Source organism: Nonomuraea sp. NPDC004354 (genome assembly GCF_053602555.1).
Genome location: NZ_JBSGDV010000024.1, coordinates 104500 through 115150 on the forward strand (window position 1 = coordinate 104500; position 10651 = coordinate 115150).

13 protein-coding genes are annotated in these 10651 nt (G+C 70.5%); 6 read left to right on the forward strand and 7 right to left on the reverse strand.

Annotated features, from left to right (window positions below; all coding sequences use genetic code 11):
• The first annotated feature begins 113 nt into the window (after positions 1 to 113).
• Positions 114 to 947 carry a CPBP family intramembrane glutamic endopeptidase gene (locus tag ACWENQ_RS40625; RefSeq protein ID WP_452419060.1) on the forward strand — a complete coding sequence of 278 codons (834 nt, stop codon included), beginning with the start codon at positions 114 to 116 and terminating at the stop codon, positions 945 to 947.
• Between the two features lie 142 nt (positions 948 to 1089).
• On the opposite strand, the gene ACWENQ_RS40630 is transcribed toward ACWENQ_RS40625, so the two are convergent.
• Together ACWENQ_RS40630 and ACWENQ_RS40635 are read right to left on the reverse strand one after the other, a co-directional pair.
• On the reverse strand, positions 1090 to 2799 hold the full coding sequence (locus ACWENQ_RS40630) for an amidohydrolase (RefSeq protein WP_452419061.1): 1710 nt from the start codon (positions 2797 to 2799) through the stop codon (positions 1090 to 1092).
• Positions 2792 to 4204 (reverse strand): APC family permease, encoded by a 1413-nt coding sequence (locus tag ACWENQ_RS40635; RefSeq protein ID WP_452419062.1) that lies wholly within the window; start codon positions 4202 to 4204, stop codon positions 2792 to 2794. The genes ACWENQ_RS40630 and ACWENQ_RS40635 overlap by 8 nt, the downstream gene beginning before the upstream one ends.
• A gap of 61 nt (positions 4205 to 4265) precedes the next feature.
• On the opposite strand from ACWENQ_RS40635, the gene ACWENQ_RS40640 reads away from it, so the two are divergent.
• Positions 4266 to 4880: a TetR/AcrR family transcriptional regulator C-terminal domain-containing protein gene (locus tag ACWENQ_RS40640; protein ID WP_452419063.1), complete on the forward strand. Its 615-nt coding sequence runs from the start codon at positions 4266 to 4268 to the stop codon at positions 4878 to 4880.
• Positions 4881 to 4889: 9 nt separating this feature from the next.
• Positions 4890 to 5465, forward strand: a complete 576-nt coding sequence (locus tag ACWENQ_RS40645) for a TetR/AcrR family transcriptional regulator (RefSeq protein ID WP_449914636.1) — start codon at positions 4890 to 4892, stop codon at positions 5463 to 5465.
• Between the two features lie 107 nt (positions 5466 to 5572).
• Here ACWENQ_RS40645 and ACWENQ_RS40650 read toward each other — a convergent pair whose 3' ends face one another.
• The 3 genes from ACWENQ_RS40650 to ACWENQ_RS40660 form a co-directional block, all read right to left on the reverse strand.
• Positions 5573 to 6208, reverse strand: coding sequence for a maleylpyruvate isomerase N-terminal domain-containing protein (locus ACWENQ_RS40650; RefSeq protein ID WP_354919745.1), 636 nt, complete (start codon positions 6206 to 6208; stop codon positions 5573 to 5575).
• Between the two features lie 182 nt (positions 6209 to 6390).
• Complete coding sequence (locus tag ACWENQ_RS40655) at positions 6391 to 6705, reverse strand: DMT family transporter (RefSeq protein ID WP_449914633.1); 315 nt, start codon at positions 6703 to 6705, stop codon at positions 6391 to 6393.
• Complete coding sequence (locus ACWENQ_RS40660) at positions 6702 to 7331, reverse strand: FMN-dependent NADH-azoreductase (RefSeq protein ID WP_449914632.1); 630 nt, start codon at positions 7329 to 7331, stop codon at positions 6702 to 6704. Before ACWENQ_RS40660 ends, ACWENQ_RS40655 begins: the two co-directional genes overlap by 4 nt.
• 70 nt (positions 7332 to 7401) lie before the next feature.
• On the opposite strand from ACWENQ_RS40660, the gene ACWENQ_RS40665 reads away from it, so the two are divergent.
• Entirely contained in the window at positions 7402 to 7944 is a 543-nt protein-coding gene (locus ACWENQ_RS40665; protein WP_449914630.1) for a TetR/AcrR family transcriptional regulator, read from the forward strand.
• A 136-nt stretch (positions 7945 to 8080) separates the two neighbouring features.
• Here ACWENQ_RS40665 and ACWENQ_RS40670 read toward each other — a convergent pair whose 3' ends face one another.
• Both ACWENQ_RS40670 and ACWENQ_RS40675 read right to left on the reverse strand, forming a co-directional pair.
• Complete coding sequence (locus ACWENQ_RS40670; protein ID WP_452419065.1) at positions 8081 to 9019, reverse strand: ribose-phosphate diphosphokinase; 939 nt, start codon at positions 9017 to 9019, stop codon at positions 8081 to 8083.
• Positions 9020 to 9034: 15 nt separating this feature from the next.
• Positions 9035 to 9505, reverse strand: a complete 471-nt coding sequence (locus ACWENQ_RS40675) for an N-acetyltransferase family protein (RefSeq protein ID WP_449914628.1) — start codon at positions 9503 to 9505, stop codon at positions 9035 to 9037.
• A 39-nt stretch (positions 9506 to 9544) separates the two neighbouring features.
• Here ACWENQ_RS40675 and ACWENQ_RS40680 point away from each other — a divergent pair, with 39 nt between their 5' ends.
• The gene (locus ACWENQ_RS40680; protein ID WP_452419067.1) at positions 9545 to 9907 is read left to right on the forward strand and encodes a signal peptidase I; all 363 of its coding nucleotides are present in this window, start codon (positions 9545 to 9547) and stop codon (positions 9905 to 9907) included.
• Positions 9908 to 9961: 54 nt separating this feature from the next.
• Positions 9962 to 10561, forward strand: coding sequence for a sulfite oxidase-like oxidoreductase (locus tag ACWENQ_RS40685; RefSeq protein WP_449914623.1), 600 nt, complete (start codon positions 9962 to 9964; stop codon positions 10559 to 10561).
• The last annotated feature ends 90 nt before the right edge of the window (positions 10562 to 10651 follow it).

Genomic DNA, 10651 nt, shown 5'->3' on the forward strand with positions numbered 1-10651 from the left:
CCGACGAGAGCCCGGGATCGCTCGATGGGCGCCCGACTGTCAATACAAAGGATGACATCGGACTGATTCCCCCGCAGGAGGAAAAGGGCCGGCAACGGGTCAATCATGAACCCATGTCGAGAACCGGCCTCCTGACGGGGGCGGGCCTGGCGGTGTTCGTCGTGGCCTACGCGTCGCTGATCCTCACCGGCACCACCGTGATCCGCCAGTCGGCCGACCCCGGCGCCACGGGCGTCTCGCTGTGGGCGGCGCTGCTGCCACCCCCGGCCGCGATCGTCCTCGCCGCGCTCGTCGCGCCGCGCACGGCCGTACCGCGGCCGCTGGCCGGACTGCCGCGGCCCCGGCTGGTGAAGGAGACCTGGCTGCTGCTGGGGGCGGCGCTCGCCTTCCCCGTCGCGGTCGCGCTCGCCGGCCGCGGCCTGCTGTACCCCGTCGCCAAGATCCTCCTTCTGCTGGTGGTGCCGCTGGTCGGCTTCCGGCTGATCAGGGGCCGCGGGCCGGTCGCGAGGTCGATCCCGGCGCCCGTGACCTGGCTGGCGCCGCTGCCCGCGTTCGCCGCGTGGTTCCTGCTGGCGGAGGTCAGCCCGCTGTCGCCGCCGCTGACGCAGCAGCTGCCGGACCCCGTCACGCTCGCCGTAGGCTCGCTCATCACCCTGCTGACGGCGAGCGTGCTGGAGGAGATCTTCTACCGGGCGTGGCTGCAGACCAGACTCGAGGCCCTGTACGGCACGCCGCCCGCCGTGCTCGCCACCGCGCTGCTGTTCGCCGCGATGCACGTCAGCCACATCGACCCGGCGGCCGTCGGCGTCGGGGTCGCCTCCATCGTGGCGGCGCAGGGGATGTTCGGCCTGATGCAGGGCTACCTGTGGGCGCGCTACCGCAACATCTGGGTGATCATCCTCATCCACGTCATCGTCAACCTCGTCTACGTCGACATGCTGCTCTAGGACCCCGGCCCTCCTGGAACCCGCGCCGGCCGGGCGGCCGTATCCCTCGGGACCCCGGCCCTCCCGGAACCTGCGCTGCCCGGGCGGTCGTACCTCTTGGGAACTGGCGCTTCCGGAACCCGTGCCGGCTCGCGGCGGGCGGTCAGAAGGTGGGCGTGCCCTCCAGCCAGGTGCCGCGGACCTCGATGCGGCGCAGCTCCAGCGGGTCCACCCGGTGCGGGTCGGCCGACAGCCACACCAGGTCGGCCGCCTTCCCCGGCTCCAGCGCGCCGCGGTCGGCCTCGGCGAACGCCTGGTAGGCCACCCCCGCGGTGTAGGCGCGCAGCGCGTCCTCCAGGGAGAGCCGCTCGCCGGGCGTCCAGGCCGGCGTGCCGTCCACGGTCTGCCGTGTCGTCGCGATCTGGACGCCGAGCAGAGGCTCCTGCGAGCTGACCGGCCAGTCGCTGCCGAACGACAGCGCCGTGCCCAGGGCGCGCAACGTCTCCATCGGGTACTGCAGGTCCGCCCGGTCGGGGCCGAGCCTGGGCACCGTCAGCTCGGTCTGCAGCGGGTCGAGCTGGGCCCACAGCGGCTCGAAGTTGGCGATGACGCCCAGCTCGGCGAAGCGCGGCAGGTCGTCGGGGGCGACGAGCTGCGTGTGGGCGATGACGGGGCGGCGGTCCCACGCGGGGTTGTCCCGTACGGCCCACTCGATCGCGTCGAGCGCGGCCCTGACGCCGCTGTCGCCGATCGCGTGGATGTGCACCTGGAAGCCGTCGGCGTCGAAGGCGGCCACCGCCTCGGCCAGCGCGGCCGGCTCCCAGACGGGCATGCCGCAGGAGTGCGGCGCGTCGACGTACGGCTCCAGCATCGCCGCGGTGCCGCCCTCGATGACGCCGTCGGCGAAGAACTTGACGGTGTTCGCGGTCACGAGTTTCGCCGGGGCGGCGTGACGGCGGGGACCGGAGTCCTGCTGGAGTGGCGTGTCCGGACGGGCGGTCAGCGGTGACCGCGAGGGGCTCGACCCGGCGTGCCGTACGGGGGAGGGCTGCTCGCCCGCGGCCACGGATCGAGCGTCGACCTCGGCGCGCAGCGCGGAGAAGCACGCGCGCTGGGCGGTCCAGGTGTCGGGGTCGGCGCGGAAGCCCAGGTTGGCGCGGAAGCCGAGCCGTCCGCGCCGCGCGGCCTCCAGGTAGGCCTCCACCATGTACGGCTCGACCCACGCGTCCTGCACCCAGGTGATCCCCGCGGCGGCCATCGCCCCGCTCGCCTCGGCCAGGCCCTCGACCAGCTCGTCGAGCGACTTGGCGGGCACGAGGTCGAGCACCAGGTCGCAGGCGTGCCACTCCCTGAGCGTCCCGAGCGGGCTGCCGTCGTGGCGGCGCACGATCCAGCCGAGCCGCGGGTCGGGCGTCGAGGGGCCGATGCCCGCGCGCTCCAGCGCCGCGGTGTTGCACCACACCGTGTGGTAGTCGTAGGCGCGCAGCACCACGGGCCGGTCGGGTACCGCCGCGTCCAGCCAGCGGGCGTCGAACTCGCCGCCCTTCACGATGGCGGGGTCGTAGCTGCCGCCGACGATCCACTCCAGCGCGGGGTTCTCGGCCGCGTAGCGGGCGACCTCGGCGACGATCTCCTCCACGGTGGTCTTGTCCTTGATCTGCGGCCCCTGCGCCTCCAGCCCGCCGAACAGCGGATGGGCGTGCCCGTCGCCGAAGGACGGCATGAGGAAGCCGCCCTCCAGGTCGATCACCGTCACATCCGCCGCCGCGCCGTCCGGGGCCGGGTCCGCGATCCGTCCGCCGGACACGGCCAGCTCCTCGACGTAGCCGGAACCGGTCCAGATGGTGCCGTTGGTGAAGAGCAGGTCAGGCACGAGTGGCTTCCTCCGTGGTGAGCACGACGTAGCGGGCGGGATCGCGGCGGCGGATGCGCAGCGCGAGCAGCGCCCCCAGCGCGAAGACGAGCGGGACGGGCAGGATGAGCAGGGCGTTCACGGTGCCGGTCGCGCCGGTGATGAGCTCGAAGTTGGTCACCACGAGCACGATGATCACCACGAGCAGGAGGAACGCCGACAGCGGCGCGGCCAGCACCCGGCCCGCGCCGTAGCCACGCCGGTCCTTCCAGAAGAACGCGACGACGGAGAGCGCCGCCAGCGCCTGCAGCACCATCACCCCGATGATGCCGGTCCCGTTCGTCCAGAGGAAGATCACGGTGTAGGGGTCGGAGCCCGCGAGAATGCCCGCCAGGATGACGACCGCCGAGAGGACGACCTGCGTGATCACCGCCACGTACGGCGAGCCGTTGTGCTCCGAGATCCTGGCCAGCGGCTTGGGCAGCACGCCCTCCCGGCCGAGCGCGAAGAAGTAGCGGGTGGAGGCGTTGTGGAAGGCCAGTGCGGCGGCGAAGCAGCTCGTCACGATCAGCAGGTGCATCGCGTCCGCCGCCCACTTCCCCGCGAAGGAGGCCGTGGCGGTGAAGACCATGTCGGCGCCGCCCTCGCCGTTGGCCACGGCGACGGCCTTGTCCGCGCCGAACGCGTTGATGATCATCCAGACGGTGAAGGTGTAGAAGAGCGCGAGGAAGGCGACGGCGGCGTAGGTCGCGCGGGGCACGGTCCGCTGCGGGTCGCGGGCCTCCTCGGCGTAGATCGCGGTCGCCTCGAAACCGATGAAGGCGCCGATGGACAGCACGAACATGCCGCCCGCACCGCCGTTCAGCAGCTCGCCGGGGTTGAAGGGGCGCAGCGAGAGCCCTCCGCCGTCGACCAGCACCGCCGCCTCGAACACCAGCAGGATCAGCACCTCCAGCGCGAGGGCGACGCCCAGCACCTTGGCGCTCAACGTGATCTTCAGGTAGCCGAGCACGCCGACCGCGGCGACGCACAGCAGGGTCCAGATCTGCCACGGCACGTTCATGCCGAAGACGTCGGCCATGGTCGAGGCGGCGAAGACGCCGAAGGCGGCCATCAGGCCGATGCCGATGAGGTTGTAGGAGATGACGGCGACGTACGCCGAGCCGAGGCCCGTCGCCTTGCCGAGGCCTCTGCCGATGTAGGCGTAGAAGGCGCCCGCGTTGCGCACGTGCCCGCTCATGGCCGTGAACCCGGCCGCGAACAGGCCGACGACGACACCGGACAGCAGGTAACCGAGCGGGGCGGCGACGCCGCCGATGCCGATGGCGAGCGGGGCGACGCCGGCCATGACGGTGAGCGGCGCGGCCGCCGCGACGACGAAGAAGACCAGGTCAGCGGTGCCGATGGCGTCACGGGACAGAGGCATGGCCACCTCCGAAACTAAAGGCGTTAGTTTGTTGGTGGGACGGTACTCGAAGGGATGCGAAATGGGAAGACCGAGGCGGCCGATCCTCAGCAGGGACGGCATCGTCGCCGAGGCGCTGGCGCTCGTGGACGAGGAGGGCTCCGAGGCGCTGACCGTCACGCGGCTCGCCCGGCGGCTGGGCGTGCAGGCGGCTTCGCTCTACAACCACGTGGCCGGCAGGGAGGAGATCGTCGAGGGCATCCGCGACCTCGTCGTGGCCGAGATGGACGTCTCCGCCCTGGACGGCCAGCCCTGGCAGGAGGCGCTGTCCGTCTGGGCGAAGTCCTATCTGGCCGCCTTCGCCCGCCACCCCAACACCGCCAAGCTGCTGTCCACGACCACGATCAGGTCGGCGCGGACGCTGGAGATGTACGAGAAGGCGGTCACCGTCCTCGAGCGCGCGGGCTGGCCGAGCGACCAGGTGGTGGCGGTGTTCACCGCGATCGAGTCGTTCGCGATCGGCTCGGCGCTTGACCTGGCCGCTCCGAATGTCATGATCGATCCGTCGGAGCAGCCGGTGCCCCTGCTGTCCGTGGCACTGAAGGACGCCCATCCCGGCCGGGCCATGGCGGCGTTCGAGCTGGGACTCGAGGCCATCATCCATGGTTTGGATGAACGTCTAAGACGATTGTGCTAAATTCGCCGAATGGGAAAGAATCGCGAGGACCTGCTGGCCGGGGCGAAGCGCTGTCTGATCGAGAAGGGCTACACCCGCACCACCGCACGCGACATCGCCAACGCGGCCGGGGTGAGCCTGGCCGCGATCGGCTACCACTTCGGGTCGAAGGAGGCGCTGCTCAACGAGGCGCTGTTCGAGTCGATGAAGGAGTGGGGCGACTCGCTGGAGGCCGCCCTGACCGGCGAGACCGACCCCGACGCCACCCCGATGCAACGCTTCGAGACGGCATGGCGGCGCGTCATCGACTCCTTCGAGGAGCTCAGGCCGCTGTGGGTCACCCAGTTCGAGATCGTCGGACAGATCGACCACCTGCCCGACATGCGACAACACCTCTCGGCCGGACTGCACGCCGCGCGGCTCGGGCTCGCCGAGGTCTTCAGCCGGATCGACCCGGCGGTCGAGCCTGAACGGGCGCGCGTGCTCGGCTCCTTCTACCAGGCGATGCTGTCGGGACTGCTGATGCAGTGGCTGGTCGACCCGGACACGGCCCCCAGCGCCCGTGACGTGGCCGAGGCGATGAGCCTGATCAACAACGGCTCCTGACCAGCGAGAGTCCGGGGTCTTCCTGGCTTCCGCTTCGGCCGGCGATGCCTCGTGATCCTGGGCCGGCGGTTGATGAGCGGCGGGCCCTGACCGGCGGCGGCTCGTGGTCAGAAGGCGCTTATCGTGGCCGGTGCCCGCTCGGCCCTGCTCAGCGCGCGGATCACGGCCGTCGGGCCGTGCCGGTGTACGGCCAGCCGCGCCAGCAGGTCGACCACCGGATCGATGACGTCCTCGGGCAGCTCGGGGGTCGGGACGCCGACGCTCGCCGCCAGGTCGTCGGAGTGGACGACGATCTCCATGAGTCTGGTGAGCAGGAAGTCGTCGAGCGTCAGGGACCACTGCGCCCACGGCAGCCCGAGTGTCCGGTCTCCTGACTCGTCACGCAGGGCCGCCGAGAGCTGGTCGAGGCTCGCCTGGGCACGCGCGACCAGCGCGTCGGGCCCCTCGGCTGCCGCGTCCTCGCCGCCGCGCCTGATGCTGACGTTGGACTCGTGCCCGAGGCCGGCCGTGACCCACGCGGAGCGGGCGTAGTGCTCCTTGAGGGGGATGACCGGATGGGCCACGTCAGCGCCGAGCGCCGCCTCGACCCTGAAGATCTGCTGGGCGAGATGGCCTGCCAGGCCGGCCACGCTGAACTCGGTGAGGGCGCTCGGCTTGCCCCAGGCCGCCGCGACCACCGGGTCTCGCAGCAACGCGACCGCCGAGGCCGCAGCCGTCAGATACAGCTCCCTGATATCAGCCACGTCGCGATCCTACTCAGGGGCCCCGACAAATCCCCGGAGGGGGTTTTCGCCGGGCCCGCCGGATTCGCGAGGTTGTGCCGGCCCCTGGTTTCGCGGGACGTGCTGAACCTTCCAGGCTGTCCGAGGGTGCGGGTCGAGCGGCTTCGCGCCGTGGACCTGCCACGGGGAGAACCAGGAAGAGGTCAGCTGGTGACGCGGGCGAGGACGATGCCGCCGACGATCAGGCCCAGGGCGGCCAGCCGTCCCACGCTCACCGGGTCGTCGTTCAGCACGATCCCCAGCGTGATCGCCCCCACCGCGCCGATGCCGGTGAACACCGCGTAAGCCGTGCCCACCGGAAGCGTGTCCATCGCCTTCGACAGCAGCCACACCGCCGCCGCCATCAGCACCAGGGAGATCACGGTCGGCACCGGACGGGTGAAGTTCTGGGTCGGCTTGATGCTCTGCGACCACGCGACCTCGACGAGCCCTGCCAGTGCCAGGATGGCCCAGTTCATCGGGCCGCCTCCTTCCGTGCCTTTTCCACCGACTCCTCGTGCGCGGCGCGCAGGGACGCGAGCCGGGGGTCGATCAGCGAGTTGACCAGTTCGGCGTTGATGAACCGCACGTCGGTGACCGCGAAGTGGCCCTCGAAGAAGTGCCGCAGGTAGCGCTCCTGGTGGTCGACGGGCTCGCGGGGCGTTCCGGGGCCGTACGCGCCGCCGCGTGCGGTGGTCACCACGAACGACCGTCCCTTGAGCGACATCTTCGGGAACGTGATCTGGTCCAGCCACGCCTTCAACGCCGACGGGATCGAGTAGTTGTACATCGGCGTGCCGATGAGGATCACGTCCGCCGCCACGACCTCGTCCAGCAGCGGTTCCAGGGTGTCCCATGCCCGCTGCTGCGCGGGCGTCCGGACGGCCTCGCGGTACCGCCCGATGTCGGTGATCTCGTTGGCGAGCACGTAGTCGCACAGCTCGGTCCAGGCCTCGTCGATGTGCGGGACGGGTGAGGCGGCCAGGTCCCGGTAGACGTAGCCGCCGTCGGGGTGGGCCGTACGCCAGGTGTCGGCGTAGATCTTCGACAGCTCGCGGGAGAAGGAGGCCCGTCTGGCGCTCGCGTCCAGGTGCAACAGGTTCATGATGAGCTCCTCAATAAGTGGACAGCGTGTCCGGTTGCGACCGTACCGCATAAGCGGACAGACTGTCCACATGGAACGAGCAGACGCCGCCCGCAACCGCGCGAGGATCCTGGAGGCAGCCGCCGGCCTGTTCAGGACCAAGGGCGCGGCGAACGTCACGATGGACGACATCGCGAAGGCCGCAGGAGTGGGAAGGGGCACGCTCTACCGGCGCTATCCGGACCGGGCGTCGATCGCGACGGCGCTGCTCGACGAACACGAGCGGGCCCTGCAGGAGAAGCTGATCCGCGGGGACCCCCCGCTCGGTCCCGGCGCTCCGGCCGCCGAACGGCTGGCGGCGTTCTACGCCGCGATGGTCGATCTGCTGGAGGAGCACGCGCCCCTGGTACTGGGCGCGGAGGTGGGACGCTCCCGGTTCGAGACCGGTGCCTACGGGTTCTGGCGCGTCCACGTGCGGTCACTGCTGGGCGACCTGCCGGAGGCGGACGCGCTGGTCGACGCGTTGCTCGCGCCGCTGGCCCCCGACGTCTACGCCTACCAGCGGGAGGTCAGGGGCCTCACTCCGGCGCGGATCGTCGCGGGGCTCACCAGGCTGGCCCGGACACTGGGCTGAGCCGGCAGGGGCGCACAGTCCACGGGCGCGCGATACGGCGTGACGGCGGGAGGCGAAGTCCTGCTGGAGTACGCGTGATGGACGGGCGGCCACCGGTGACCCCGGTGGCCTTGAGCCGGCTTGCCGTACCGGAAGATCACCCGAACAGGGCGGAGACGGATTCGCCCTCGTGGATGCGGCGCATCGCCTCCGCGAGGGCGGGGGCGATCGACAGCACGCGGAGCTTGCCCTCCGGCTTCACGTCCGGGACCGGCACGGTGTTGGTGCACACGATCTCCAGCACCTCCGGCTGGTCGCTGAGACGCTCGACGGCGCCCGCCGCGAACAGGCCGTGCGTGCAGGCGATCCTGACCGAGTTGACCTCGCGCTCGCGCAGCCGGTCGAGCAGCTCGACCACGGTGGTGCCGCGGGCGATCTCGTCGTCGAGGACGATGACGTCCTTGCCGCGCACGTCGCCGATCACCGAGCTGATCGACATTTTGTCGTCGCTGAAACGCTGCTTGGCGCCCATGGCCACCTCGACGCCCAGCAGCCGGGCGAAGGCGGCGGCCTCCTTGGCGTTGCCGAGGTCGGGGGAGACGACGACGGTGTTGGTCAGGTCGTACTGCTGGAAGTGCGCGGCCAGCTCGCGCAGCGCGTGGAGGTGGTCGACGGGCACGCTGAAGAAGCCGTGCACCTGCGGCGAGTGCAGGGTCATGGCGAGCACCCTGTCGGCGCCCGCCGTGACCATCAGGTCGGCGACCAGGCGGCCGCCGATGGAGATGCGGGGCGCGTCCTTCTTGTCGGAACGGGCGTAGGCGTAGTGCGGCATCACGACGGTGGTACGGGCCGCCGACGCGCCACGGGCGGCGTCGAGCATGAGGAGCAGCTCGACGAGGTGCTCCTGCACGGGCGGCACGAGGGGCTGGATGATGAAGACGTCTCGCTCGCGGCAGTTGGCCTGGAGCTGCACCTCGAGACAGTCGTTGGCGAAGCGGTGGAGGCGGACGGGGTGCAGGGGGGCGCCGAGGTGGGCGCAGATCTCCGCGGCCAGCTCGGGGTGGGCGCTGCCGCTGAAAACAGTGATGTCTCGCACGTCCGGCCAGCTTACTCAGCTGCCTGCGGTCCTCCTCAGCGGCTCGTCGGTCAGCCGGTACACGGTCCACTCGTCCATGGGGATCGCCCCCATCGACTTGTAGAAGGCGATCGACGGCTCGTTCCAGTCGAGGACCGACCACTCCAGGCGGTGGTAGCCGCGCTCCACGCAGATCCTGGACAGCTCGGCCATCAGCGCCTTGCCGTGGCCGCCGCCTCTGGCCTCGGGCCGGACGTACAGGTCCTCCAGGTAGATGCCGTGGGTGCCGCGCCAGGTGGAGAAGTTCAGGAACCACAGCGCGTAGCCGACCAGCCGGCCGTCCTGTTCGGCCACGTGCGCGTGCAGCGCCGGGTCGGGCGCGAAGAGAGCGCTTTCGAGCTGCTCGGGGGTGACGCGCACTTCGTGGAGCGACTTCTCGTAGTCGGCCAGTTCGCGAATCATGTCGATGATGGCGGGGACGTCCTGAATGGTGGCTCTGCGTATCACGCGCGCAGCCTACCCGCAGCCGTGTTAGCGTCGCCGCTCGTGACGGAGCGCATCCATGTCGGCAACGCCGCCGCCGACGCCCTCGGTGACCGCGGCTGGCTGCTGGGGCACTTCAAACCCGAGGGCGAGGTACGGCACAGCGAGGACGTCGAGATCAAATGGGGCGTCCACCCCAAGGGCGAGGAGCGCGCGCAGTGGGTGCGCGGCGAGCGGCGCACGGCCCTGCTGGTGCTGATCAGCGGCAGGTTCAGGATGGAGTTCCCCGGTCGCAGCGTGGTGCTCGAGCGGCAGGGCGACTACGTCGTGTGGGGTGTCGGGGTCGACCACTCCTGGGTGGCGGAGGAGGAGTCGGTGGTCATGACGGTCCGCTGGCCTTCGGTCGCCGGCTACGCCGTCACGTGAACCTCACACATTCATGCGATGTCGTTGACCGCCCATAGGGGTAGATATCGGGCTATGGGTATCATTTCGCGCGGCTTCCGCGGCCGGCCCCGGGACGACCACGGCCGGCTGCCGCCCGGCCAGTACCAGGTGCACGACTTTCCGGTGCTGTCCGCCGGTCCGACACCGCGGATCCCGCTCGACCAGTGGGAGTTCGCGATCGACACCGAGGCCGAGCGGACCCACCGGTGGACATGGCAGGAGCTGATGGCGCTGCCCCAGGAGAGGCCCACCGTCGACATCCACTGCGTCACCAAGTGGTCGAAGTTCGACACCGGCTGGCAGGGGGTCTCCCTCGACGTGCTGTTCGAGGACGTGGAGACGGTGGCGGAGTACGCGCTGATCTACTCCTACGGCGGCTACACCACCAACCTGCCGCTGGAGGACCTGCTCGACGGCAAGGCGTGGATCGTCCACCGCTTCGACGACGAGGACCTGGAGCCCCGGCACGGCGGCCCCGCCCGGCTGCTCGTCCCGCACCTGTACTTCTGGAAGTCGGCCAAGTGGGTGCGCGGCATCAGGCTCATGAACGAGGACTGGCCGGGCTTCTGGGAGACGGCCGGCTACCACAACTACGGCGACCCGTGGCGCGAGCAACGCTACGAGGGCGACTAGGAGCTGTTTCCTGGATCACGTGCGGAGCCAGATGACCAAGGCTGCGACCGTGACGGTTCCCAGGAACATGTAGGCGCGTTTGTCGTAGCG

Coding starts and splice junctions, on each gene's coding strand:
- ACWENQ_RS40625 (WP_452419060.1), top strand. CDS start 114: ATGTCGAGAACCGGCCTCCTGACGGGGGCGGGCCTGGCGGTGTTCGTC.
- ACWENQ_RS40635 (WP_452419062.1), bottom strand. CDS start 4,204: ATGCCTCTGTCCCGTGACGCCATCGGCACCGCTGACCTGGTCTTCTTC.
- ACWENQ_RS40640 (WP_452419063.1), top strand. CDS start 4,266: ATGGGAAGACCGAGGCGGCCGATCCTCAGCAGGGACGGCATCGTCGCC.
- ACWENQ_RS40645 (WP_449914636.1), top strand. CDS start 4,890: ATGGGAAAGAATCGCGAGGACCTGCTGGCCGGGGCGAAGCGCTGTCTG.
- ACWENQ_RS40655 (WP_449914633.1), bottom strand. CDS start 6,705: ATGAACTGGGCCATCCTGGCACTGGCAGGGCTCGTCGAGGTCGCGTGG.
- ACWENQ_RS40660 (WP_449914632.1), bottom strand. CDS start 7,331: ATGAACCTGTTGCACCTGGACGCGAGCGCCAGACGGGCCTCCTTCTCC.
- ACWENQ_RS40665 (WP_449914630.1), top strand. CDS start 7,402: ATGGAACGAGCAGACGCCGCCCGCAACCGCGCGAGGATCCTGGAGGCA.
- ACWENQ_RS40685 (WP_449914623.1), top strand. CDS start 9,962: ATGGGTATCATTTCGCGCGGCTTCCGCGGCCGGCCCCGGGACGACCAC.